Annotated in this window: 24 protein-coding genes and 1 pseudogene; 7 read left to right on the forward strand and 18 right to left on the reverse strand. The window is 62.6% G+C overall.

All coding sequences use genetic code 11. The features are described 5' to 3' along the window. Window positions 1-88: 88 nt before the first annotated feature. Entirely contained in the window at window positions 89-745 is a 657-nt protein-coding gene (locus ACP3TE_RS00685; RefSeq protein WP_105662597.1) for a helix-turn-helix transcriptional regulator, read from the reverse strand. Between the two features lie 88 nt (window positions 746-833). Here ACP3TE_RS00685 and ACP3TE_RS00690 point away from each other — a divergent pair, with 88 nt between their 5' ends. Then, window positions 834-1,298: a hypothetical protein gene (locus ACP3TE_RS00690; protein WP_402697282.1), complete on the forward strand. Its 465-nt coding sequence runs from the start codon at window positions 834-836 to the stop codon at window positions 1,296-1,298. 228 nt (window positions 1,299-1,526) lie between these two features. On the opposite strand, the pseudogene ACP3TE_RS00695 reads toward ACP3TE_RS00690, so the two are convergent. The 4 genes and pseudogenes from ACP3TE_RS00695 to clpS all read right to left on the reverse strand — a co-directional run. After that, window positions 1,527-2,321: pseudogene (locus tag ACP3TE_RS00695) on the reverse strand (MBL fold metallo-hydrolase); the annotation flags it as partial. After that, window positions 2,318-3,241, reverse strand: a complete 924-nt coding sequence (murI, locus tag ACP3TE_RS00700) for a glutamate racemase (RefSeq protein WP_105662596.1) — start codon at window positions 3,239-3,241, stop codon at window positions 2,318-2,320. The gene murI and the pseudogene ACP3TE_RS00695, both read right to left, overlap by 4 nt. A gap of 3 nt (window positions 3,242-3,244) precedes the next feature. Beyond that, a complete protein-coding gene (locus ACP3TE_RS00705; protein WP_105662595.1) occupies window positions 3,245-3,823 on the reverse strand; it encodes a DUF2017 domain-containing protein in 579 nt (192 codons plus the stop codon). A gap of 2 nt (window positions 3,824-3,825) precedes the next feature. Next, window positions 3,826-4,110, reverse strand: coding sequence for an ATP-dependent Clp protease adapter ClpS (gene clpS, locus ACP3TE_RS00710; protein WP_105658428.1), 285 nt, complete (start codon window positions 4,108-4,110; stop codon window positions 3,826-3,828). A 142-nt stretch (window positions 4,111-4,252) separates the two neighbouring features. Between clpS and ACP3TE_RS00715 the strand changes: the two genes are divergently transcribed. Together ACP3TE_RS00715 and ACP3TE_RS00720 are read left to right on the forward strand one after the other, a co-directional pair. Then, on the forward strand, window positions 4,253-5,551 hold the full coding sequence (locus tag ACP3TE_RS00715; protein WP_426734840.1) for a nicotinate phosphoribosyltransferase: 1,299 nt from the start codon (window positions 4,253-4,255) through the stop codon (window positions 5,549-5,551). A 104-nt stretch (window positions 5,552-5,655) separates the two neighbouring features. Beyond that, complete coding sequence (locus ACP3TE_RS00720; protein WP_105658426.1) at window positions 5,656-6,249, forward strand: isochorismatase family protein; 594 nt, start codon at window positions 5,656-5,658, stop codon at window positions 6,247-6,249. 78 nt (window positions 6,250-6,327) lie between these two features. Here the strand turns inward: ACP3TE_RS00720 and ACP3TE_RS00725 are convergent, their stop codons facing one another. The 6 genes from ACP3TE_RS00725 to ACP3TE_RS00750 form a co-directional block, all read right to left on the reverse strand. After that, window positions 6,328-8,094: a DEAD/DEAH box helicase gene (locus tag ACP3TE_RS00725; RefSeq protein ID WP_426734842.1), complete on the reverse strand. Its 1,767-nt coding sequence runs from the start codon at window positions 8,092-8,094 to the stop codon at window positions 6,328-6,330. Between the two features lie 55 nt (window positions 8,095-8,149). Further along, complete coding sequence (locus tag ACP3TE_RS00730; protein WP_105658424.1) at window positions 8,150-8,401, reverse strand: DUF3039 domain-containing protein; 252 nt, start codon at window positions 8,399-8,401, stop codon at window positions 8,150-8,152. A 301-nt stretch (window positions 8,402-8,702) separates the two neighbouring features. Further along, entirely contained in the window at window positions 8,703-10,268 is a 1,566-nt protein-coding gene (locus ACP3TE_RS00735) for a transporter (RefSeq protein ID WP_105658423.1), read from the reverse strand. Further along, complete coding sequence (locus tag ACP3TE_RS00740; RefSeq protein ID WP_105658422.1) at window positions 10,250-11,008, reverse strand: ABC transporter ATP-binding protein; 759 nt, start codon at window positions 11,006-11,008, stop codon at window positions 10,250-10,252. The genes ACP3TE_RS00735 and ACP3TE_RS00740 overlap by 19 nt, the downstream gene beginning before the upstream one ends. Before the next feature lie 139 nt (window positions 11,009-11,147). Continuing rightward, on the reverse strand, window positions 11,148-12,059 hold the full coding sequence (locus ACP3TE_RS00745; protein WP_105662593.1) for a co-chaperone YbbN: 912 nt from the start codon (window positions 12,057-12,059) through the stop codon (window positions 11,148-11,150). A 5-nt stretch (window positions 12,060-12,064) separates the two neighbouring features. Then, a complete protein-coding gene (locus ACP3TE_RS00750; protein WP_426734845.1) occupies window positions 12,065-13,759 on the reverse strand; it encodes a hypothetical protein in 1,695 nt (564 codons plus the stop codon). Window positions 13,760-13,920: 161 nt separating this feature from the next. Between ACP3TE_RS00750 and ACP3TE_RS00755 the strand changes: the two genes are divergently transcribed. Next, the gene (locus tag ACP3TE_RS00755) at window positions 13,921-15,288 is read left to right on the forward strand and encodes an AI-2E family transporter (protein WP_426734847.1); all 1,368 of its coding nucleotides are present in this window, start codon (window positions 13,921-13,923) and stop codon (window positions 15,286-15,288) included. Between the two features lie 22 nt (window positions 15,289-15,310). Here ACP3TE_RS00755 and ACP3TE_RS00760 read toward each other — a convergent pair whose 3' ends face one another. Further along, entirely contained in the window at window positions 15,311-15,682 is a 372-nt protein-coding gene (locus ACP3TE_RS00760; protein WP_105658418.1) for a hypothetical protein, read from the reverse strand. Between the two features lie 59 nt (window positions 15,683-15,741). Between ACP3TE_RS00760 and nucS the strand changes: the two genes are divergently transcribed. The 3 genes from nucS (at window position 15,742) to nagA (ending at window position 18,697) form a co-directional block, all read left to right on the forward strand. Then, window positions 15,742-16,437 (forward strand): endonuclease NucS, encoded by a 696-nt coding sequence (nucS, locus tag ACP3TE_RS00765; protein WP_426734849.1) that lies wholly within the window; start codon window positions 15,742-15,744, stop codon window positions 16,435-16,437. Between the two features lie 175 nt (window positions 16,438-16,612). Further along, window positions 16,613-17,359, forward strand: coding sequence for a DUF4126 domain-containing protein (locus ACP3TE_RS00770; protein WP_426734851.1), 747 nt, complete (start codon window positions 16,613-16,615; stop codon window positions 17,357-17,359). A gap of 129 nt (window positions 17,360-17,488) precedes the next feature. Then, a complete protein-coding gene (nagA, locus tag ACP3TE_RS00775) occupies window positions 17,489-18,697 on the forward strand; it encodes an N-acetylglucosamine-6-phosphate deacetylase (RefSeq protein ID WP_426734853.1) in 1,209 nt (402 codons plus the stop codon). Between the two features lie 23 nt (window positions 18,698-18,720). Here the strand turns inward: nagA and ACP3TE_RS00780 are convergent, their stop codons facing one another. The 6 genes from ACP3TE_RS00780 to atpA form a co-directional block, all read right to left on the reverse strand. Then, on the reverse strand, window positions 18,721-19,707 hold the full coding sequence (locus ACP3TE_RS00780) for an NAD-dependent epimerase/dehydratase family protein (RefSeq protein ID WP_426734854.1): 987 nt from the start codon (window positions 19,705-19,707) through the stop codon (window positions 18,721-18,723). 255 nt (window positions 19,708-19,962) lie between these two features. Beyond that, the gene (locus tag ACP3TE_RS00785) at window positions 19,963-20,391 is read right to left on the reverse strand and encodes a DUF2550 domain-containing protein (protein ID WP_105658413.1); all 429 of its coding nucleotides are present in this window, start codon (window positions 20,389-20,391) and stop codon (window positions 19,963-19,965) included. An 8-nt stretch (window positions 20,392-20,399) separates the two neighbouring features. Next, window positions 20,400-20,669 carry a F0F1 ATP synthase subunit epsilon gene (locus tag ACP3TE_RS00790; protein WP_038990466.1) on the reverse strand — a complete coding sequence of 90 codons (270 nt, stop codon included), beginning with the start codon at window positions 20,667-20,669 and terminating at the stop codon, window positions 20,400-20,402. A 2-nt stretch (window positions 20,670-20,671) separates the two neighbouring features. Beyond that, on the reverse strand, window positions 20,672-22,117 hold the full coding sequence (atpD, locus tag ACP3TE_RS00795; protein ID WP_133834459.1) for a F0F1 ATP synthase subunit beta: 1,446 nt from the start codon (window positions 22,115-22,117) through the stop codon (window positions 20,672-20,674). A gap of 35 nt (window positions 22,118-22,152) precedes the next feature. Beyond that, window positions 22,153-23,046, reverse strand: a complete 894-nt coding sequence (locus tag ACP3TE_RS00800; RefSeq protein ID WP_133834460.1) for a F0F1 ATP synthase subunit gamma — start codon at window positions 23,044-23,046, stop codon at window positions 22,153-22,155. 76 nt (window positions 23,047-23,122) lie between these two features. Next, on the reverse strand, window positions 23,123-24,760 hold the full coding sequence (gene atpA, locus ACP3TE_RS00805; RefSeq protein ID WP_133834461.1) for a F0F1 ATP synthase subunit alpha: 1,638 nt from the start codon (window positions 24,758-24,760) through the stop codon (window positions 23,123-23,125). Between the last annotated feature and the right edge of the window lie 78 nt (window positions 24,761-24,838).

The raw sequence follows: 24,838 nt of genomic DNA on the forward strand, positions 1-24,838 counted from the left end.
CTTCCATCCTAACCACGCGCACCGCTCGATCTGTACGGGTGAACCCGCGAGTTACGGTGAAATGCACCTCGTGGCGTATCCTTGGCAACTATTGAGGATGCACCACAACGCAGCATCGCCCCGGACGCGGGCTCAGCTCGGCCCGGCTGCAATCCAACTGGCACCCCTCCAAGACGCCTGAAACCAGTTCATAGTTCATGGAGCAGACCAGTTCGGTCTGCTGCTGCGCGACCAGATGGAAGGGGCAGTTCCCCATGGAGATCTCTCCTCGCTCGTCTGTTTCAGGCGCATAGCCCAGCTCGTCCAGCGACGGCACGAGCCCGTCACCGGCCTGCCCCAGGTTCTGCCCCTCGCCACGTGCCGCCTGACGCAGCGCCTGGAGCACAGCCCCCGAGGCATCGGCACTGGCCGCGTTCGCCAGCAAGCTGCCCAAGAGGCGGTAATTGCGCGCTGGCAAGCTCACGGATACTTCCTCTTGGGCGAGCGCGTAAAGTTTCGCGGTGCGCCCGGCCCCCGGCCCGTTTTTGCCTTCCGGCCGTGCGAAAGTCACCGCCAGCAATCCTGCGCTTGCCAGCCGGTCCAGATGGTAGGCGGCCAGGGTCCGGCTGATTCCTGCGGCCTTGGATGCCGCGTCGCGTCCTGCCGGTTGCGGACTTTGCGAAATGAATTCGAACAGTCGCCGCCGAACCGGATCGTTGAGCGATTTGAGGACCGCATCTTGCTGCAAGCTCAGTTTTGTCGACATGCCAGAATTCTATCAACAATGGATCTTGACAAATAGGCCCGAGAGGCGAATTCTGGGTATACGTTCAAACCTTTGGAGGGTGATCGCCATGAGCGCCTCATGGAGCGAGAAGCATCCGGTCTCGCACATACGGGCAACAACAGCTGCACGAGTCAACACCGACCCGTCGTTGAGCGCATTCTGGATCCTGCGCATTGGATTTGTCGTCCTGCCCCTGCTGATGGGACTGGACAAGTTCGCGAACGTCATGACCTACTGGCCGGAATACCTGGCCCCGTGGATCATTGCCATCGTGCCGTTCTCCGCGCAAACCGCCATGCATTTCGTTGGCGTGGTGGAACTGGTTGCCGCCGCATCGATGATCATCAAGCCGCGCTACGCGAGCTATGTGCTGTCACTGTGGCTGCTGGGCATCATCGTCAATCTGGTCTCGATGGGCATCTTCCTCGATGTCGCCCTGCGCGACGTGGGACTGCTGGTCGCCGCATTGGCCCTGACCCGACTGGCCAGCAAATACGACAAGCCCTGGGGCGCCAAGCACGGCGCCGGCTAGGCTGCTTCCGGGAACGCGAAAAGCACCGGCGCAGAGGATATTTCTTCCTGTCCGCCAGTGCTTTTTCCCGGTTCCGCGTGCCTACTTCTTGCGTTTGAGCAAGGGGAACTTGCGGGTCTTCTCGTACTTGATGGTCGGCATGGTGCCGGTACGGGTCTTCAGGTAGTCGGTACCGCGCTCCCCCTTGAACAGGGCCGGGTCCTTGTCTTCCTTCAGGCTGCCGGAGTACACGCCGTAAGTCACCCCGGAAACGGCAACAGCGATCCCGCCGTCGTAGGTTTCCTTGGCTTCCTCGACTACCTTGTTGATGTCGGTCCATACCGGAATGTGCGTCAGCAGCATGCGCTCGGCACCGGCCGCGGTCGCCATTTCGCCAGCACGCTTGCCCGTCAGGTGCACGCCGTCGATATGGTCATCGCGGCCCTCTTCGAAGGCCGCTTCGCACAGGAACATGTCAGCGCCGCGGGCTGCCTCAACCAGGCCATCGCAGCTGTCGGTGTCCCCGGAATAGGTCAGCACGCTGGTCAGCAACTCGCCATCGGGGCCCGGCTCATGCGCTTCCACGCGCAGCGCATAGGCTTCCTTGATCGGGTGGCGCACCGGGTAGGGAGTGATGGTGAAGGGACCGATGTTCACCGGCTGCAAGGATTTCCAGACCTGGAAGTCGTAGTCCTTGGCCATGGTGTCGCCATCGGGCAGGGAGTAGGCCGTTTCAATGCGTTCGGCGGTATCTTCCGGACCGTGCACCAGCATCCGGTCCCGGCCCCAGCCCGTCGGATCCCAGCGAATCGCCACATGCAAACCGCAAAGGTCCATGCAGTGATCCGGATGCAGATGGGAAATCATGATCCCGTCAATGTCTTTTAAATCGGTGTAACGCTGAAGCACGCCCAATGCGCCTGAGCCCAGATCCAGCAGGATCTTCCAGTCGCGCGTGCCATCAAAGGCCGACACCAGGTAGCAGGAAGCGGGCGATCCCGGCCCTGGGAATGACCCGGTGCATCCAATGATGGTCAGCTTCATTCGTTACTCGCTTTCGACGCGGCAATCATCTGCGGGGTAATCCGCGAAATAGCTCCGGTCGGATAGTGGGCGGCTACATGGTCCACGTGGCGCACCTGCAGCACCTCGGGTCCGAGGAATCGGCGAGCCAGTACACCAAAGCTATCAGCGTTGCCTGTGGCTAGGAACTCATGACGCGCCGCGGCGCCGTCGTTGCGCACCAGGGCATGGCGGGTCAACGCCCGGAAAACGTCCTTTGCCGTTTCCTCGGCACTCGAAACCAAGCTGACCGAATCCCCCATGACATAGGAAATCACGCCGGTCAGCAACGGATAGTGCGTGCATCCCAGAACCAGGGTGTCTACATCGGCGGCCTGCAGCGGCGCCAGGTATTCCTGCGCGATCTCCAGCAGCTCGGCACCGGCGGTAATGCCGGACTCCACGAACTCCACGAAACGCGGGCAGGCCACGGTGGAGACCTGCAAGTTCGGCGCGGCCGCAAAGGCGTCCTCGTAGGCGCGTGAACCAACAGTCGCCTGGGTGCCGATGATGCCGATCTTGCCATTCTTCGTGCCGGCTACCGCACGGCGCACCGCCGGCTGGATGACCTCGACGACCGGGATGCCATAGCGCGCGGTATAGCGCTCGCGAGCATCGCGCAGCACTGCGGCAGAGGCCGAATTGCAGGCAATCACCAGCAGCTTCACGCCACCATCTACCAGCTCATCCATCACCCCCAGCGCATTGGCCCGAACCTGGGCAATGGGCAGCGGGCCATAGGGAGAGTTGGCGGTATCCCCCACATAGATCAGCGATTCGCCCGGCAGCTGGTCAATGATCGCGCGGGCCACGGTCAGCCCGCCAACGCCCGAGTCGAAAATGCCGATGGGGGTATTGGCCTCCGGGGCCGAGACCTGCCCGGTAGCAAAGTAGGAATTCATGGATTAGAACTCCGCATCCATCAGTGCAGCCATCAGGGTATCGAGGACCCATGAAATCAGGTTGTACACCAAGGACATGTATTCGTCCGGGGTGTTCACCTCGGATGCATCGAGCACCTCTGCGACCCGGGCCGAATCCTCTTCACTGCGGATTTCCAGGCGCTCTGCGAGCACCAGGCGCACGTCGTTCAGCGCTTGGGCAAAACGCGTCGCGGTGTCCTTGTCCAAGACCAGCTTTTCGGTGTCCAGCAGCATCTGGGCCTCGCGCAGGCGGCCAACCTTTTGCGCGATCAGGTCGGCTTCGGTCAGCCGGCGATGCTCCGCGGCGGCCACTGCGTCATCGCTGGCATCCGGCAGCAGCCTGGCCAGCGCTGGATCGGAAACCGGCGGCAGGTCCATGGACTCGGGCCGCATGCCGGTCAGGGCGTAAAGCGGATCAACATCTTCGGGCAGCTGGTGCAGCTGCGCACGCTCCTCGAGCATTCCAATGACATCGCCGAAGAGTTCGCGGATCAGTTTTCGTTCTGCGGAGTGCAGTGTTCCGGTAATGCCCTTGGAACCGTTCTTGAAGGCCTTCGCCACGTTCAGGCTCCCTGGGTCATCGTTGCGTTCAGGCCGAATCCGTGCATTGCCTGCACATCGGATTCGATAGCTTCGCGGCTGCCGCTGCGCACCGTGCAGAAGCCGTCATGGTGCACCTGCAGCATGAGCTTCTCGGCTTTTTCCGCGCTGAAACCAAAGTAGGAACGGAACACGTAGGATACGTAGCTCATCAAGTTCACTGGATCATTCCACACGACCAAGCGCCAGGGCTTGTCTTGGGATACCAGGGTTTCAAATTCGGAAAGTACATCGGGCATTGCGGTCATGGCTTCCATTTTACGCTTGGAAGCTGAACGCAACACCGGACACGGCAAATATCACCTTGAGCGTGAGCCGTTATACAGTAAAACCGGTCTGCTTTCCCAAGCAGCACCGTATAAGGCCTTTTCCGATCATCAGGAGCGTCACATGCGCACCAGTCTCTTCACCGACCACTATGAGCTGACCATGCTCCAAGCAGCGCTGGGATCCGGTGCAGCTCACCGCCCGTCTGTCTTCGAGGCATTCGCTCGCCGCTTGCCCGAGGGCCGGCGCTATGGCGTGGTCGCAGGTACTGGTCGCGTGCTCGAAGGGTTGGCAAACTTCCGCTTCGATGACGAACAGCTGCGTTTCCTCAGCGACAACAAGGTAGTCAACGCGGAAACCATCAAGTACCTGGAGAACTTCCGCTTCACCGGCAGCATCTCCGGCTACGCCGAGGGCGAGTTGTACTTCCCGAATTCGCCGCTGCTGACCGTGGAGTCGACTTTCGCTGAAGCCTGCGTTATCGAGACTTTCCTGCTCTCGGTCATGAACCATGATTCGGCCATCGCTTCGGCGGCATCGCGAATGATCGCCTCGGCCGGCGAACGCCCATGTATCGAGATGGGCTCGCGCCGCACCCATGAGGAATCAGCAGTGGCTGCCGCGCGGGCCGCCATGATTGCCGGATTCACTTCAACGTCCAATTTGGAAGCCGGTGCCCGCTATGGCTTGAAGACCGTTGGCACTTCGGCCCACTCGTTCACCCTGCTTCACGACACCGAGCGCGCCGCCTTCGAAGCGCAGGTTGCCTCGCTGGGCAAGGACACCATCTTGCTGGTGGATACCTACGACGTGGAGAAGGGCGTACGCACCGCGGTTGAAGTTGCGGGTCCGGAACTAGGCGGAGTCCGGCTGGACTCGGGCGACCTGGTGCAGCAGGCAGGCTGGGTTCGCGAGCTACTTGATGACCTGGGCAACTGGAACACCAAGATCACCGTGACCTCGGACCTCGACGAGTACGCGATCGCCGCCCTGGCCAGCGCCCCGGTTGACGCCTATGGCGTCGGCACGGCATTGGTCACCGGCTCCGGCCATCCAACCGCGTCGATGGTTTACAAGCTGGTTGCCCGCCAAGACGATTCGGGGCAATGGATTCCGGTCGCCAAGGCCGCGGCGAACAAGGCCAGCGTGGGCGGGCGCAAGTACGCGGTGCGCCAGCTCAATGAACGCAATCGCGCTATCGCTGAAATCGTCTCCACTTCCGAGTACACCACCGGCGGCCCCGAGCGGGATCTGGTGGTCCCGTTGGTGCGCCATGGCGAGATCGATCAGGCGTACGTGGGTGCAGCTGGCGTCAAGCTCGCCACCGAGCGCCACTTCGCATCGGTCCAGGAACTGCCAGGCGTGGCCCGCAAGATGCAGCGTGGCGAACCGGTCATCCCGACCGTCATGATCCAGGACTAGTCGAACACACGAAAATCCCAGCTGCGGGACGTAGGATCCAGATTCAAGGATCCTGCGGTCCGCAGTTTTCCAATCTCTACACTTCCCCCAGCCAGGAGGCAGCGATGAGCAGAGCCCTGTTGATCATTGATGTCCAACCCGACTTCTGCGAAGGCGGAGCCCTGGCCGTGACCGGCGGCAACGCCGTCGCAACGGCCATTGCCGCGGATATTGCCGAACGCCGCGATGCCTACTCGGCAATCGTCACCACCCAGGATTGGCATATCGAGCCCGGGAATCATTTCTCGGAAACCCCCGACTTCATTGATTCCTGGCCGGTGCACTGTGTCGCCGGAACATCTGGCGCCGCCCTGCATCCGCAGCTCGCCGAGGTGCCCCTGGATGCGCACTTCGCCAAGGGGCGCTTCACCGCAGCCTATTCGGGTTTCGAAGCCAGAGTGCTGGATCCATCGGCTGACCAGGCTGATGAAAGCGGAGAACTGCTAGGTCCATGGCTCAAGGCCAGAGGCATTGACTCTGTAGATGTCGTAGGGCTCGCCGCGGATCATTGCGTAAAGGCGACCGCCTTCGATGCAGCTGAAGCAGGATTCACTACGACCATCATTTCTCCGCTGACCGCAGCAGTCTCGCCGGAGAATCTGCCGGCGATACGCGAGGAACTGCGGGCAGCCGGGGTAACGGTGATTTCGCTGGGTTGATGATCCCCCGGAAAGCGGAAACGGGTTTGCTCCTGACCGAATTTTCCGGTCAGGGGCAAATCCGTTCTCTCGTGGAGCCTATTTTCGCCCGACGAACCAGTCCTGCAGCTTGTCAATGCGCGCCTGCAGCTGGTCAGCAGTAGCCTGCGACACCGCAGGCCCGCCGCAGACGCTGCGCAGCTTGTTGTGGATCTGCCCGTGCGGGGTGCCGGTGCGGGCGGCCCATGCCGAGACGTTCTTCGACAGCTTGGTGCGCAGCTCCATCATGCGGCGGTGGTCCGAGACCGGCTCGGGCTTGGTGCCGCCCTTGGAAATCTGCTTGTTCTGCTGCTTGCGCAGCAGCTCGGAAACCTGTTCGGTATCCAGCAGGCCCGGGATCCCCAGGAAGCCGAGTTCTTCTTCACTGCCGATGTCGGCGCCGGTACCGAATTCGCCGCCGTCGAAGAGCACGCGGTCAAAGGAGGCCTGCGAGTTCAGCGCCTCGAACTTGTTGCGCGTCAGCTCGTCGCTGGCCTTGTCTTCCTTGTTCGCCGCTTCCAGCAGCGAATCGTCCAGCCCGTCTTCGTCCTTGGAACCTTCACGGTCCAAGGCGTGGTCGCGTTCGACTTCCATCTCGTTGGCCAAGGCCATCAGGATCGGCACCGAGGGCAGGAAGACCGAAGCCACCTCGCCGCGCTTGCGGCTACGCACGAAGCGGCCGACCGCCTGGGCGAAGAACAACGGAGTGGAGGTGGACGTCGCATAAACGCCCACGCAGAGACGCGGAACGTCCACGCCTTCGGACACCATGCGCACCGCAACCATCCAGCGCGCGTCGGATTCGGAGAAATCGTCGATCTTCTGCGATGCCTTGGGGTCATCGGAAAGAATGGTGGTGACCTTCTCGCCACAGATCGCTTCGAGCTGGGCCGCGTAGCCGCGCGCGTCCTCGTGGTCCGTGGCGATGATCAGGCCGCCGGCGTCCTTCACGGTGCGGCGGACCTCCGAGAGCCGCCGGTCAGCGGCCTGCAGCACCGACGGGATCCAGTCGCCGTGCGGATCCAGCGCGGTACGCCAGGCATGGGCGGTGACATCCTTGGTGAAGCCTTCGCCGAGGTTTGCTTCCATCTCCTCGCCGCCGGAGGTACGCCAGCGCATATTGCCCGAATAGGCCATGAACAGCACCGGACGGACCACGTGGTCGGCCAGGGCGCTGCCGTAGCCGTAGGTGTAGTCCGCCTTGGAACGGCGAATGCCATCGCCCTCGTCCACATACTGCACGAAAGGAATCGGGGCCGCATCGGAACGGAATGGGGTACCGGTCAGGGCAAGCCGCCGGGTAGCCGGTTCGAATGCTTCACGAATGCCATCGCCCCAGGACAGGGCATCGCCGGCGTGGTGGACCTCATCCATGATCACCAGGGTGCGGGCATCTTCAGTTTTCGCGCGGTGCACCGCGGGCTTCAGCGAGACCTGGGCATAGGTCACCACCACGCCCATGTAGTGCGAGCCGTGCCGGCCGTCGGAGTTCTTGTAGTTCGGGTCCAGTGAGATGCCCACACGCGCCGCCGCATCCGCCCACTGCTTTTTCAGGTGTTCGGTGGGCGCGACAACGATCATGCGGTTGATCTTGCCCGAGTCGATCAGCACTTTGGCCAAGCGCAGCGCGAAGGTGGTCTTACCTGCGCCAGGGGTCGCCACCGCCATGAAGTCCTTGGGCTCCGTATCGAAGTACAGAGCCAAGGCCTCGGCCTGCCAGGCACGCAGCTTCGGCCCAGTTCCCCAAGCCGCACGTTCCGGATACGCTACCGGCAGCTTGTCTTCTAGTGGAAGCTTGTCGCCAAAATCAAAGAGTGTCTCGGTCATTTACCTTTTCCCGGCCGCGTGCATTGTGTGAAGTAGTGCTAGTTCATTCGCAGCACTACCCCATCATGGAGTCGTAGACTTCCTTGCACTCGGGGCATACCGGGAACTTCTGCGGATCTCGGCCTGGCGTCCAGACCTTGCCGCACAGAGCGATCACTGGGTCGCCGGTCATTGCCGACTCCATGATCTTTTCCTTCTGCACGTAGTGAGCAAAACGCTCATGATCTCCGGCCTCGACACTCTGGGTTGTCTCGGTACGTTCAATCGTGGCAGTGCCACCGCGGGTTTCTTCAGACTGTTCCACCATGCCTCCAAGTCTAATACGGATTGCCACTGCTGTCCGCGTGGCAAGCATGGGAGCTTGTCCACATTGACTTTGCCGCGCTGCACTAGGCCGCCCCATCGATTTCTTCCTCGCTGCAAGTCAACAACCATTTTTCAATGTTCTTGCGATGCGTTGCGGTGCCGTTGGAAGTCGATATTGCGCCAATTGGGCGCGACCCGATCAATATCCTGTGAACCTCCTTGCACCCAAGGCAGGCAAACGGCCGCCTAGCGGAAAACAGCGTCCCGCTAGACGGCCGGAGGCAGCAATTCGGCTGCTGCGCCTACTTATTGAGGATGACCGACTGCATCAGCTCAGGAGTGCGCTTTTCGTACCATTTGCCACCGAGGGCAATGCCGCCGAGCATCAGTCCGATACCCACGGCCAGGCCCGCGCCCAAGGTGATGAAGCCGAAGGACTGCGACTGCTTCACCCAGCCGATGATGTAGGGAATGAGTACCGGGATCAGCAGGAGGCCCATGGCAAGCATGATTCCCAGCTGGGTCAGCGCAATGCGCATGCCATTGCCCGGAGGGGTCTTCATCGGGTTATCACCCGGCAGCGGCACCGAATAGGTGTAGCGGGCCGAGGACACCGACGCGACGCCCAACGCGATGAGCAGCCCCGCCAGTGACAGGCCCAGGTCTCCCGGGATGCGCCACAGCGCACCGGAGATGAGGCCCGGCAAAATGGCTGCCGCCAGGACCGGAACGATGGCAATCAGGAAACAGGACAGCACTCGCCCTGCCCGATCAGCACGTCCGGAAATGCCGGTCAGCGCGTGCAGCGCAAAGGCGGTGTTGTCATAGGAAATGTCGGCCGAGATGGAGAAGCCCATCAAGATGCCGATCAACGGGCCCAGCAGGAACATCATCACGTAGCTGCCGGTCTGGTTGCCGGTGAACCAGAAGAGCAACGGCAGCATCGGCACAATGAGCACGCCAATGGCATAGCGCGGATCCTTGAACCAGTAGGTCAGTGCGCGGGCAGCCACGGCGCCCGTTGGCGTGGCCGGCATCAACTTGAAGAAGCCCAGCCCCTTGGCCGTGGCAGCGCGCTGCTCTGGCGGCGGGGTCACCGTGGCTTTGGCGGTAGCTCGAGCCAGCAGGAGGTACAGTCCGCCAAGGTAGAGCAAGCCCAGCGCCAGATGGATCGCCATCTGGCCGTAGTGCGCCGAGGCAAAAGCCCCGGGAATCGCGGCAAAGGCACCCAACGGGGTGTAGCCCAAGACCGAGGCAATCGGCTGGATCCAGTCGCTCATGCTCTGCGCGGCAGCCAATGCCGAGGTCACGATCGGCCCCAAGGCGATGAGCACCACGAACAGCAGCACGAAGGTCAATTCACGGAATCGGCGCTTGGCCCGCAGTGCGGTCGCCATGATCACCAGATACTGGCAAAGAAGAATCGCCATCACCGCGGTCGCCACCGCTGCCAGCAGGGCCAGCATGAGCGCGCCCGCATCGAAGCGCCACATCAGCGAGGCGCCGAGCAGGCCCGCAATGGTCAGCACCGCGGGAATCGAGATGAAGCCAGCCAGCACCAGCGCTGGCCCCAAGGTCTTTTCCGGAATCCCGAAGTGGACAAAGCGTGAAGGTTCCAGGGTGAGGTCAACACCGGTCAGCAGCGGCGGGATGATGGCCCAGCCCAGCACCACGGCCGAGCCGATCAGGGTGAAGATTTCGCTCTGGAAAGGAATATCGCCGGCGGTAAACCACATGGCCAAGGTCAGCATGGTGATCATGCCCAGTGCGTACAGGCCACCGATAATGACGCCGATGAGCTGGCCGACGGAGCGCTTGAAGCCGTTGGCGAGCAAGCGCAGTTTCAGGCTTAGGACGTGCGCAACCATGACAGCCCTTCATTATTGGCGCGGCCGCCCACCAGATCGACGAAGCGATCTTCCAGGCTCATGCCGCCGCGGACTTCATCCACGGTGCCCTGCGCCTTGAGCATGCCATCGGAAATGACCGCGACATGCGTGCACATGCGCTGGACGAGGTCCATCACATGCGAGGAAACGATGACGGTGCCGCCGAATTCAACGTAGTTATTCAGGATGTCGCGGATATTCGCCGCAGATACCGGGTCCACCGCCTCGAACGGCTCGTCCAGAACCAGCAGCTTTGGCGAGTGGATCATCGCGGTAGCCAAGGAAATCTTCTTGGTCATGCCGGCCGAGTAGTCCACCACCAGCTTGTCGCCGTCATCGAGCAAATCCATCACGCGCAGCAGGTCTTCGGTACGCTGGGCAACTTCTGCGCGTTCCATGCCGCGCAGCAATCCCGAGTAGGTCACCAGCTGGCGGCCGGTCAGCCGGTCAAACTGGCGCACGCCATCAGCCAGGACTCCCAACGTGGCCTTGGCCGCTTGCGGATCAGCCCAGATATCCACGCCGTTGACCAGCGCTTGGCCTGAATCCGGGCGCAGCAATCCAGTGGCCATGGAAAGCATGGTGGTCTTGCCGGCACCATTGGGTCCGACAAGACCGTAGAAGGAACCCGCAGGAACTTGCAGGCTGACGTTGTTCACGGCAATCTTGGCGCCGAATTGCTTGGCAAGACCCCGAATGTCCAGTGCGATCTGATTCATAGCTTAAGGCTAGCAATGCCCCTAGTCAGAACGCATCATCCTTTGGAGTTAAACCCAGGTCTAAGACAACCGCCGCGACCCAGGGAAAAACCCTGGGCCACGGCGGTTGAACTGCTTGGTCCAGTCCCTGGACGTCAGCCTAGAAGAGTACGCGTGCCAGTTTCTGCCGCGAGGCAGCCACGCGTGGATCGCTGTTGCCGATTACCGCATAGAGCTCAATCAGGCGACGGCGGACCCGCTCGCGGTCTTCATCAGCCAGGCGGGAGATCAGCGAAACCAGTCGGGCGAAGGCATCTTCGACATGCCCGCCCACCACGTCCAGATCTGCTACATCCAGCTGGGCTGCGATGTCTTCAGGGTTCTGCGCGGCTTGCTCGCGGGACTTGTTCAGATCCAGGTTGTGCGTACGCGAGAGCAGTCGAACCTGGTACACGCCGATCTGCGCGTCCTTGTCGTTCGGCTTCTCGTTCAACGCTTCCAGGTAGGCGGCCTCGGCGGCGGCGTAGTCCCCGGCATCGATGGCGTCCACGGCCTTCTGGTGCAGCGGCGGCAGCTCTGGTTCAGGTTCGCCGGCCTGCCCGGAGAATGCCGGGGCGGTACCGCTCATGCCCTGCTGGACTGCGAGCTGTTCAAGCTGTGCGAAAACCTGGACAATCTGCTGTTCCTCGGCAGGACCCTGGAACAGCGGCACCGGCTGGCCCTTGATCAGCGCCACCACCATCGGGATCTGCTGGGCCTGGAAGGCCTGGGCGATCTGCGGGTAGGTTTCCGCATCCACCAGGCCGAGGATGAATTTGCCGCCCTTGGCATCCACCAGCTTGCGCAGCGTCGCATCCAGGTCTGCCGAGACCTGCACGCGAGGCGAGCCGAGGGAAACGATGGCAGGTACCTGCTGGGACATGCCGACGAACTGCTGGAACGCAGCCTCATCCAGATTGGTGGTCCAGCTTGCCGGACCAGCCGGCATGCTGCCGGTAGCTTCCGGGCCTTGGCTGGCCAGGGCGGAGAGATCTACCGCACCGCGGGTTGAGGGAATGTTCTGATCAGTCATGGGGGTTAGTCAACTTCCTTCACATCGAGCAGGATCTGGCTTGCAGAGATCAGCTGGATCTTGTCCTTGGAACCGTCGGCTGGCAGGTAGAACATCACCGGTTCGGCGTAGGTGCTTTCCACGTCGCCGTTCGAGGAGCTGGATCCCAGCAGCTGTTCGGTCAGCTTGTCGGTGCTCTTGAGCGGGTCAGCGTCTTCGGTGCGCACGAAGAGCGCCTTGTTGTTCAGCTTGCCGGTAACAATCGCTCCGCCATCCGGGGTGGAAACCACCTTGGTGTCGCCCTTGGTGACCGTGCGCTTGTACTTGACGTCCGCCTCGTTGGCTTCCTTGGACTCATCCTTCTGTGCTGCGTGCACCGCCTTGATGAAGTCCGATTCGGCAAACTTGTCCTTGTCCTTGGCTTTGCCATCGGTCAGCACGTTGCCCAATGCTTCCAGGGCCTTTTCCGGGGTCATCTGCAGGCCCTCGGCGTTGGCAGCCAGCTGCTTGGTCGACGGGTCGCCAACGGCGATGCCCGGGAAGGTGGAGTTCGGCAGCATCTGGCCGGCGAAGACCACCTTGAAGTTATCGCGGGCATTGGCCTGCACCAGGGTCAGCGCCTGCGGCAGGGTGTCGGCATCATTGTTCTTCGCGGTCACCACCGAGATCACGCGGGGGAACTTGGCTTCATTCGCATTCGGCACAGCGGCCGAGCGGATGACCTGGGTATTGAGCGCCAGCGGCTTGTCTACCTCGAACTTCTCCTTGAGCATGTCGTAGCGCTTATCGCGCAAATACTTGAACGCACCGGCGCTGCGTGGCTCCAGGGCCTTGGCGTCGCTCTTCTCATCGGCCTTGGCTATCTGCTTCTGGGCATCAGCCAGAACGCGCTTGAGCTGCTCTTCGGTGATGACCGGGAAGCTGGATACTTCTTCAACCGAGGACGAGGCGGACTCGGAGCCCTTGGCATCATCGGACGCCTTGGCGTCCTCCGACTTCTGCTCGGATTCCGAAGGCTTGGCGCTGGACTCGTCGCTTGGCGCCATGGGCAGCGAAACACCGGAGATCGCCAGGGCGACCACGGCCACGGCGGCGACCGAGTGCTGGGTGTTCGACCCGCTCTTCGGCTTGCCCGGGCGCATGACCAGCAGGGCCAGTCCGAAGACCAGCAGCAGCGAGCCGGCAATGATCAGCGGCAGGGCAAATGGCATGGCGTCGTCGTTCGCGTAGGTTACCGAGATATCCACCGGAGCGGCATCCTTTCCGCCTGCGGCCAGCAGCAAGGACCAGTCGCCGGAATCCGGAGCGGTCCAGCGGTAGGTCATGGTCTGATCCGCGGTCTGCGAGTCGAAGAAGATGTCATCACCGGCGGGATTAGGCGCATCGGCCTTGCCCTTGGCGTGCTCGGCGATCATCTTGTGGTTTTCGGTGTCGATGCCGGTGACCGATACATGCGATGCATCGCCGATCCACGCCTCGACGTCATAGTCCCGGCCCAAGGAAGCAGTGAATTCACCCTTCGACTTGATCACCAGTTCCACCGGGTCCAGCTTGGGGTCGTTGACCGAGGATTCAATCAGGGTCAGCGGTGCCTCATTAGCTAGTTGCGGCATGCTCGCGGTCACCGTTTCGGGCGGGGCCCAAAAGGTCTTCTGTCCGATGCCGACTACCAGGGCCGCGGCCCCCAGCAGCATCGCGATCACGGAGATTACTTTTCGCACAAGTTCACCTATTCGCCTACGTCTCACAGCTGTTCTTTGACAAGTCTAACGAGTTGCGGCCGATCATGGTTCCGATCCGCGCCTGTGAACTGGCTCAACAACGCAACAGCACGGTGTCTTGAACCACTTAACAGTGGCCGATGCGCGATATGCTCTGACCCATGGAGCCTGATCAGCCGCACCCGCATCGCGATAAGCACGTACCCGAGCAGCGTTCCGACGCGTCGGATCGCTCTTCCGGGCCTGCAACCTCCGGCCCGGAATCCACAGCGCATTCCCAGCCTCATGAGGGCAATTCCCAACCGGAATCACCTGCGGCCGCCAGCGCGCAGGCCCGTTATCCGGGCGCTGCGCCGACGGGCGCTAATGCGTCCCGCGAGGGCTGGACCAAGAAGATCGCCGAACGCGTGGGCAAGATGCTCAACACCCCGCAGCGCAGTGCGGCCCTGGGCGAGGAACCGGAGCATCCGCTGGATGGCTCGCCGGAACCGATTCCGGCGCTGCACCCTATTTCCATGGGCTTCTTGGGCACCATCGGCGTGGGCATCGCCCTGGGCGGCTACTACCTGCTGACCAACGTCGGTTCGCTGATGACCTGGATTGCCATTGCGCTGTTCATCGCGCTGGGCCTTGATCCGATTGTGCGCTTCATGATGCGCAAGGGATTGACCCGTCCGCTGGCCGTGGCCGCGACCATGGTCAGCTTGCTGGCGATCTTCGGCGGCTTCATGGCCTTGATCATCCCTACCCTGGTCAACCAGATCACCGCCTTCATCACGCGGGCTCCTGAAATCGTGGATGATTTCCTCAATAGCGATTGGGTGCGGGAAATCGACCGGCAATACGCGGTATCCCAGCGCATCACTACCGAGGTCGACCGTTTCTTTGGCGATTCGGGCGCGGTGACCAATGTGTTCGGCGGCGTCCTGGGCGTATCGCAGACCGTCGCCCAGTCCATGTTCGGCGTGCTGATCGTGCTGGTGCTGGCCATCTACTTCCTGGCTTCGCTGCCAGGGATGATGGGCTTCTCGCTGCGCCTGGCCCCGCGCTCCAAACGAGACCGCGTGGCCGAATTGACCGTGCGCATTACCCGCTCCGTGGGCAATTACGTGATGGGCCAAGCCACCGTGGCCATACTGAACTGCCTGGTGGCGCTGGTGCTGATGAGCATCCTGGGTGTTCCATTCACCGCGCTGCTCACCTTGCTGGTGGCGATGCTGGCCTTCATCCCATTGGTCGGCGGGGTGATTGCCGGCGTGCTGGTCACCTTGGTGACATTGTCACTGGGCTGGCAGACCGCCCTGATCTACGCGGTGTGCTACTTCGGCTACCTGCAGGTCGAGGCGTATTTCGTTTCGCCGCGCATCATGCGCCGTGCGGTGGCAGTGCCCGGCGCAGTCGCGGTGATCTCGGTGATTGCCGGCGGCACCCTGGCCGGGGTCACCGGTGCGCTCATGGCCATCCCGGTGGCAGCCAGCGCCATGATCCTGCTGCGCGAAGTCTTCATCGCGCGGCAGGACCGCCGCTAGCACCTGCCTCCAGGCAGCTGGCCTAGTAGCGGTAGGAACGGGTTTCCCAGCAGTGCGGATGCCAGTGGCGACGCGCGTTGGCCGCGGCGTCATCGCCCGACCAGTGGTCCGCGCGCCAGGCGACCACATGGGCAACTCCAACTCCGATGGAACGGTGGCACCCCGGGCAGGAATAGGGCTTATTGGCGTTCATCGGCGCAATCTTGCGCACATGCCATTGGCCGTCGGGGGCATCCTGGCGCAGCACCACGCCGAAACGGGCACGCTGCATCCACTCTTCCTGGCCCGAACCGTAGCCCTGCTCTTCATCCCCGGATCCGTAGCCGGAGCCGGAGTTCCGGCCTTGGGCGGGTCGGGAATTCTTGGAGCGGCGCGGGCGGTTGGAACGTGGCATGTCTTTAATCATGCCGTATCTCCCGGCACAAGTCGCAACCAGCTAGTAAAGTGTGTGGGGTGCGTTTAGTGGTAGCGAAGTGTTCAGTTGATTACGAGGGCCGTCTTCGAGCCCACCTTCCGTTGGCGACCCGCTTGATCATGGTCAAGGCCGACGGCTCGGTACTCATCCACTCGGACGGCGGCAGCTACAAGCCGCTGAACTGGATGAATCCGCCGTTGATCCTGCGCGAGGCAGATCCCGATGAGGACGCCGCGGCATTGGGTGCCACCGCTACCTGGACCGTGTCCAGCGCGAAGACCGATGACAAGCTGACCATCCACTTCCATAGCTTCGAGCACGACTCGGCCCACATCCTGGGCACCGATCCGGGGCTGATCAAGGATGGCGTCGAAGCCGACCTGCAGCGCCTGCTGGCCGAGCAGATCGAGTTGCTCGGCGCTGGCCACCAGCTGATCCGCCGTGAATACATGACCGCCATCGGCCCGGTGGATATCCTGGCCCGTGATGCCAAGGGCGCCACGGTTGCCGTAGAGCTCAAGCGCCGTGGCGATATCGACGGAGTGGAACAGCTGACCCGGTATCTGGAGCTGCTGAACCGCGATCCGCTGCTCAAGCCGGTTACCGGCATCTTCGCCGCCCAGCAGATCAAGCCTCAGGCCCGCACCTTGGCCGAAGACCGCGGCATCCGCTGCCTCACCTTGGATTACGACGCAATGCGCGGAGTCGACGACTCGGCAGGACGCCTCTTCTAGGGTTGCGGGTCCTCCCCGAGCTGCCTGGCCCTGGCGCATCCGCCTCCGGCCGGATGCTGCTGCCTGGCAGCCTTAGCTTGGCCCTGCAGAAAACTGCATCCCGACTGCTAGTCTGATCTCCTCTACCAAAAGCGCTCGATGCCGCACGGCCGGGCCGCCAGGCTCGGGAGGTCCATTGGATCCGCTGACAGCTTCGCTCATGGCCATTGGCAGCGGTTCCGCTGCGGGTCTGCGGCCGTATTTCACGGTATTGGCCCTGGGCATCGCGGGACTCGTGATCCCCGATACCGCACCTGACATGATCGCTTCTGCGGCAAGGCAGATTCCTCAAAGCATCACCAATCCGTGGGTCCTGGCGATCTGTGCCGTACTTGCCATCGGCGAGGCCGGCCTGGATAAGATCCCCTTCCTGAATTTGTCCATGGAAACCATCTCGGTGTGGCTGCGGCCTGTTTTCGGCGCCCTGGTTGGCATCGGCCTTGGCGCCAATTCGGGAGTCGAGGTTGCCGTCCTCACCGGACTGCTCGGTGCGGGCTCCGCGCTGTCGGTGAGCCTGGGCAAATCGTCGATGACCGCGGCGACCAATGCCGTGCCCGAACCCATCACCCAATGGGTGCGCAGCCTGGCAGAAGATCTTGGCGCGCTGGTTCTCGTCTTCGCAGCTGTGCTGGTTCCGGTACTGGCTGCCGTGCTCGGACTCGTTGCCATCGCCATCGGCTTCTTCCTCTACCGCATGTTCCGCAGGGTCTACCGGTCAATGAAGAACCGGGCCGGCAGCATCAGGCAGAACCGGGCCGCCGCGCACTCCGCGCGCGAAGCGCAGCTGGCCTCCGGCACGAAGACCAGCACGCTGCAGGCGCTGCAGGCCCTGGCCACCGGCAACGCGCCGGCTTCCGAAGATCCTGCGGGCAAGGGCAGCTAGCTCCTTGACTTGGCCAGGTGCCCGGCGCACTGGGGCCGTTGCGTTCCCGAATCGCTAAATGCCAAGTCCGCTGAGAAAATAATCCGTCGAGTCGGTGACTGGACGCGTTCTCTCTTCTAAGCTGGGAATATGACTACGACGCGCTACGCCCTTCATGCCACCCTGATTTCCGATGGCCTCAAGGTCACCGATGGCGTGCTCGCCGTGGATGGCGACCGCATCCGCTTTGCCGGCAACCGCGATGACTTCGACGCACTGGCCGATGCTGCCGACTACCCGGTACGCGAGGTAGCCCCCGGCTCCATCATCATCCCGGGCCTGATCGACCTGCATTGCCATGGCGCCCTCGGCGCGGACTTCTCGGCACCGGATCATTCGAGCGTCACCGAAGCGGTGGAATACCTGCACCGCTCGGGCACCACTACCCTGCTCGCGTCGCTGGTCACCGCAGAGCCCTCTTCCATGATCGAGGCCGCCGAGCTGCTCGCCGAGCTGGCGGAGGCCGGCCAGATTGCCGGCATCCATGCCGAAGGCCCGTTCCTCTCCGTAGCCCGCTGCGGCGCACAGGACCCGCGCTTCCTGCAGGATCCGGATCCGGAATTCGTCAGCGAGCTGGTGGCTGCCAGCCGCGGCCAGCTGCGCACCATGACCTACGCTCCGGAATTGGCCGGCAGCGAGGAACTCGTTGAGCAGCTGGTCTCCCACGGCGTGGTCCCGTCGCTGGGACACACCGATGCCAGCGCCCAGATCACCGCGGATTCCCTGCGCTTTGCCCGCGAACAGCTGCGCAGCGCCGGGGTGGACGGCTTCACCGAACGCCCTACGGTCACCCACCTGTTCAACGGCATGCCTTCGCTGCACCACCGCGAACCCGGTCCGGTGGCCGCCTGCCTGGAAGAGGCGGTGAACCGCAATGCGTTCGTGGAGCTGATCGCCGACGGGGTGCACCTGTCCCCCGATACCGTGCGCCTGGTCTTCCGCTTGGTCGGTGCGGAGAACATCTTGCTGGTCAGCGATTCCATGGCGGCCACCGGCTTGGCCGATGGGCAGTACACCCTCGGCCCGCAGGATGTGAATGTGGCCCTGGGCCAGGCGCGGCTGGCCAGCGACAATTCCCTGGCCGGCGGCACCTGCACGCTGCTGGAAATCGTGCAGCGCGCCGTGCAGGCCGGGGTCTCACTGGTCCAGGCGGTCAACTCGGCTACGTCCATCCCCGCCTCGCTGATCGGCCTGGCCGACGAGGTCGGTTCCCTGCACTATGGCTTCGCCGCCGATGCACTGATCCTGGATGCCAATCTGCAGCTGGTCCAGACGATCCGCAACGGGGAATACCTCTAGCCCACCGAAAATCCCGGACTGCGCTAGCCCTGCCGGTTCCGCGCGAGCTGGCCGAGCAGCTCAAGCTCCTCGGCCCGGCCCAGGCCAGCACGCCGGGGCCGGTCCAGTCCGCGCGCCCGTTCATCGGCCAGCACGTCGCCGAGCAAGTCCTCCAGGTCCCGTTCCGGGCCACCGGCCAAGGCGTACCGCTGCTTGCTGCGCTGGGCGAAGCCGTGGTCCTCCAGCGCAAGCCACAGCGGCAGCGAACGCGCCCCGGCCCAGTAATTGACCTGGCGTTCGCGCAGCCATGCGTCCTGGGCGGTGGCCAGTTCCCCGCTGAATCCCGCGATCCGCGCGGCCGTGCTGAGGAATTGGGCGAAGCCATGTGATGTTCCGGCCACGTTGAAGGTTCCCGTCAGCGAACGCGCTGCGGCATCGATGATCCACGCGGCGGCATCGCGCACGTCGATCACCTGCACATGGCGGCCAGCGGTTGGCGGGATGAGGACCTGGCCGGCACCGGCCAAGGCCAAGCGCGAAACCCAGTAGGAAAAGCGGTCGCTGGGATCGCCAGGTCCGGCAAGCAGCCCCGGACGGGCAATGAGCAGCCGGTCGGCAACCATCGCTGTGCTGGCCCGTTCGGCAAGGACCTTTGCATGCCCGTAGTCGCCGGGATCGGAGGGTTCATGCAGTTGCGCGTCTTCGCCGGCACCGGGCAGCTGCGCGCTGGCATACACCGAGATGGAGGAAACCAGGGACCAGTGCCGCGCAGTCGCGGCCAGGGCCGCCAGCGCCTCCTGCACCCATTGCGGCTCATAGGACAGCTCGATGACCGAGTCGAATTCGATGCCCTGCACGGCGTCATATGCCCCGGGCTGGCTCCGGTCGGCACGCACCAGCTGCGCGCCCTGGGCAACCTCGCCGGAATTGCCGCGCGCCAAGCAGGTGACTTCGTGGCCACTGCGGATCAGCTGCCGCGCCAGCTCGCGGCCGAGCCACGCGGTGCCGCCAAGGATCAAGGTCCGTTTCATGGGAACAGTCAACTACGTCCTGCGCCACGCGCCCAGGCATTCCGCACTCAGCGCAGTGCCTGCCCACTCTTTTCGGATCGGCGGCTGCAGTGTCCTGGATCCGGAGGTACTCCCCCGAGCCGCCACGCGCAGCCGAGCAGTGCGCCGAGTACGCAGCGGCCTCCCCAGCCTGACAACGCTGCCTGCCAGCATGCCTAGCCAGGGAACGCGAAAACCGCCGCTGCATCTGCAACGGCGGTTTTGCTTTATCAAGTTCTAGATCTGCCAGCTCCCGGCGATCGGCCCGGCTTCGAGCCAGGCCGAGAAGCCGGTGTAGTCGCGGTAGTCCATGGCCAGCAGCAGCTCATCACCGCTGCGCACCAGCATCACGATGATGAATCCTGGCGGGATCCGCGAGGTTTCCTCATCGGTGGGCTGGCGTGTCCCGGTGATATCCAGGCCACGGCGCTCGATCACGAAACTCGGGACCGGGGAGACAGAGAAAAACCGCAACAGGTCCACATGCGCTCCGCCGTAGCGGCCGATGACCATCATCCATTTGCCCGAAGGCGCCAGGATGGATGCATCGAAGGTGCCCAGCGTGCGCCGCAATTGGATGCGGCGCACTGCCATGGCCCCGAAGAACATGGCGATGCCGATCAGGATCAGCAACGCGATCAGAACTGGTGCGGTTATCTCAAACAATTCATCGCCTACGCTGCGGTACCAAGCACAGCGTTGTCAGCAACGATCACTACGCGATCCGAATCAACAGAGAAGAAGCCTCCGTCGATCTGGACCGAGAAGCGGGACTCGGAAACCGGTTCGATTTCCAGGTCCCCAGCGGCAAGCACGGACAGCATCGGAACGTGACCGGGCAGAACACCGATCTCGCCGTCCACCGAACGAGCCTTGACCAGCTTCGCAGCGCCCGACCACACGAAGTGGTCAGCCGCGACGATTTCGACCTGAAGCTCAGCCATAATTAGCTGGCCTTCTGGATTTCGGCCCACTGGCGCTCGACGTCGTCAAGACCGCCGATGTTGAAGAACGCCTGCTCTGCAATGTGGTCCAATTCGCCATCGCAAATGGCCTTGAAGCCTTCGATGGTGTCCTTGATCGATACGGTCGAGCCCTCGACACCGGTGAACTGCTTTGCGGTGTAGGTGTTCTGCGAGAGGAACTGCTGGATACGGCGTGCACGGGCAACGACGATCTTGTCCTCTTCGCCCAGCTCGTCGATACCGAGGATCGCGATGATGTCCTGCAGTTCCTTGTTCTTCTGCAGAATGGCCTTCACGCGGATGGCTACATCGTAGTGATCCTGGCCAATGTACTGCGGATCCAGGATTCGCGAGGTCGAGGTCAGCGGGTCGATCGCCGGGTACAGGCCGCGCGACGCGATTTCACGCGACAGCTCGGTGGTTGCATCCAAGTGGGCGAAGGTTGCTGCTGGAGCCGGGTCGGTGTAGTCATCGGCCGGGACGTAGACAGCCTGCATCGAGGTGATCGAGCGGCCCTTCGTCGAGGTGATGCGTTCCTGCAGCAGACCCATTTCATCGGCCAAGTTCGGCTGGTAGCCCACGGCGGAAGGCATGCGGCCCAGCAGGGTCGACACCTCGGAACCGGCCTGGGTGAAGCGGAAGATGTTGTCGATGAACAGCAGCACGTCCTGGTTCTGGACATCGCGGAAGTATTCCGCCATGGTCAGAGCCGACAGTGCCACGCGCAAACGGGTTCCAGGTGGCTCATCCATCTGGCCGAACACCAGTGCGGTGTCCTTCAGGACGTTTGCCTCGTCCATTTCGACCCAGAGGTCGTTGCCTTCACGGGTGCGCTCGCCAACACCGGCGAATACCGAGGTACCACCGAAGTTACGTGCAACACGGGTGATCATTTCCTGGATCAGCACGGTCTTGCCAACGCCGGCGCCGCCGAACAGGCCGATCTTGCCGCCCTTGATGTACGGGGTCAGGAGGTCGATCGACTTGATGCCGGTTTCCAGCATTTCGGTCGAGCCCTCGAGCTCCGAGAACTTCGGAGGCTGGCGGTGGATTGGCCAACGCTCGGTGACCTGGATCTCCGAGTTGTCAACGTCCAGGGCGTCGCCCAGAACGTTGAAGATGTGGCCCTTGACGCCGTCGCCTACTGGGACGGAGATAGCAGCGCCGGTATCGGTCACCGAAGCACCGCGGACCAGGCCGTCGGTGGCCTGCAGCGATACTGCGCGGACCAGGCCCTCACCGAGGTGCTGGCTGGTCTCGAAGGTGATCTTCTTGGTTTCGCCGTTGAGGGTCAGCTCAGCGGTCAGTGCGTTGTAGATAGCAGGCAGTGCGTCGGCTGGGAACTCGACGTCCACGACCGGGCCAGTCACGCGCGCGATGCGACCGATGGCCCCTGCGGTAACCTGCTCGTTGAGTTGGGCAGTCATCTTTCTCACTTCTTGTCTGGTCGGAGTATCGGTAATTAGCTGTTCAGCGCGTCGGCGCCGGCGATAATTTCCGAAAGCTCCTGGGTGATTTCAGCCTGACGGGCATTGTTGAGCAATCGGGTGTACTTCTTGATCAGTTCACCAGCGTTGTCGCCTGCGGCCTTCATGGCGCGCTGGCGGGCAGCGAGCTCGGAAGCAGCGGACTGCAACTGGCAGTTGAACAGTCGAGAATCGATGTAGCGCGGAAGCAGTGCGTCAAGCACTTCTTCCGGCGATGGCTCAAACTCGTACAGTGGCAACAGCTCGTCGGTTGGAGTCTCGGATTCATCCTCGACAACCTCCAACGGCAACAGACGGATGACCGTCGGTTCCTGCGTGACCATCGACTTGAACTGGGTGTAGACGACGTGGATCTCGTCCACGCCACCCTGCTCGAAATCGGTGTCGAAGTCCTCCAGGAGGACATCGCGCAGCTCGCGTGCGGTTTCGAAACGCGGGGAATCAGTTTCCCCGGTCCACACTCGTGCGTACTCGCGTGAACGGAAATCAAAGTAAGCCTGGGCCTTGCGGCCGACCAAGTAGGTCTTGACTTCCTTGCCTTCTTCACGCAGGAGTTCCACGAGGTGCTCTGCCTGCTTCAGAACGCTGGCGGAGTAGGACCCGGCAAGTCCTCGGTCCGAAGTCATCACCAAGACCGCGGCGCGGCGTACCTGCGCCGGCTCGGTGGTCAGTGGATGCTCGACATCGGCCTGGGACGCGACGGCGGTTACTGCACGGGTAATCGCATTGGCATACGGCAGCGAGGCCGAGACACGCGTACGCGCCTTACCAATGCGGGATGCAGCGATCAGTTCCATCGCCTTGAAGATCTTGCGCATCGACTTGGTCGATCCGATCTTCTGGCGGTAGACCCGAATCTGGGCTCCCATGTGTGTCCTTTCCTTATCCCCTACCTCGGGAGGGCGGCGCCGTTACCGGCGCCGCTCCCCCTTGGCAAGGAAATTGTCAGCGCTTCTGCTTGACGATCTTTTCCTGGTCAACGGACTCGGAATCGAGAGCGTCGTGCTCTTCGTGCCCGGCGGCGACAAGCTTGTCGTCGCCTTCGCCGAAGAAGCCGGCCTTGAAGTCCGCAACAGCGGTCTTCATGGCTTCCAGAGTCTCGTTCTCCAGCTTGCCGGTCTGGCCAATCACGGTCAGTACATCGGTGCGGTGGCGCAGGTAGTCGATGAACTCGCCCTCGAAGCGGCGTACATCCTCAACCGGGACATCGTCCAGGTAGCCGTTGGTGCCGGCCCAGATCGAAACGACCTGGTCCTCAACCGGGTACGGGGTGTACTGGCCCTGCTTGAGCAGTTCCATCAGGCGCGCACCACGGGTCAGCTGCTGCTTGGAAGCAGCATCCAGGTCCGAGGCGAACATTGCGAATGCCTGCATGTCGCGGTACTGGGCCAATTCCAGCTTCAAGGTACCGGAGACCTTCTTCATGGCCTTGACCTGTGCCGAACCGCCAACGCGGGATACCGAGATACCCACGTCGACAGCTGGACGCTGGTTGGCGTTGAAGAGATCCGACTGCAAGAAGATCTGGCCGTCGGTGATCGAGATGACGTTGGTCGGGATGAACGCGCCCACGTCGTTTGCCTTGGTTTCGATGATTGGCAAGCCAGTCATCGAACCTGCACCCAGCTCGTCCGACAGCTTGGCGCAACGCTCAAGCAGGCGGGAGTGCAGGTAGAAGACGTCACCTGGGTAGGCTTCGCGTCCTGGCGGACGGCGCAGCAGCAGGGACACGGCACGGTAGGCTTCAGCCTGCTTCGACAGATCATCGAAGACGATCAGAACGTGCTTGCCGCCGTACATCCAGTGCTGGCCGATGGCCGAGCCTGCGTATGGAGCCAAGTACTTGAAGCCGGCTGGGTCGGATGCCGGGGACGCCACGATGGTGGTGTACTCCAGTGCGCCCTGCTCTTCGAGGGTCTGGCGAACGGCAGCGATGGTCGATGCCTTCTGGCCAATTGCCACGTAGACGCAGCGAACCTGCTTGGTCTGATCGCCGGATTCCCAGTTAGCACGCTGGTTCAGGATGGTGTCAACCGCGATAGCGGTCTTGCCGGTCTGGCGGTCGCCAATGATCAGCTGACGCTGGCCACGGCCGATCGGGATCATGGCGTCGATAGCCTTCAGACCGGTCTGCATTGGCTCGTGCACGCTCTTGCGCTGGGTCACGCCTGGTGCCTGCAGCTCCAGGGCGCGACGGCCCTCGGCTGCGATTGGGCCCAAGTTGTCCAGTGGCTCGCCCAACGGGTCGACCACGCGGCCCAGGTAGCCGTCGCCGACTGGAACCGAAAGGATCTCGCCGGTGCGCTCTACCTTCTGGCCAGCTTCGATGCCGGTGAAGTCACCAAGCACAACGACACCGATTTCGCGGGTATCGAGGTTCTGGGCCAGGCCCAGGGTGCCATCTTCGAACTTCAGCAACTCGTTGGCCATGACGGAAGGAAGGCCTTCCACTCTGGCGATGCCGTCGCTCGCGGCGACGACGCGTCCCACCTCGGTGCGCTCTGCCTTACCCGGTTCGTAGGAAGATGCGAACTCGTTTAGGGCATCGCGGACGTCGTTGGCATTGATGGTCAAATCGGCCATCTGCAGTCCCTGCTCTCCTAAATTGTGATCCGGTCCATTGGACCGAATCGAATGTGAATGAAGTCTGTTGTGGTCCTG

It is taken from the genome of Glutamicibacter sp. 2E12, assembly GCF_050030965.1.
Classification (GTDB): Bacteria; Actinomycetota; Actinomycetes; order Actinomycetales; family Micrococcaceae; genus Glutamicibacter.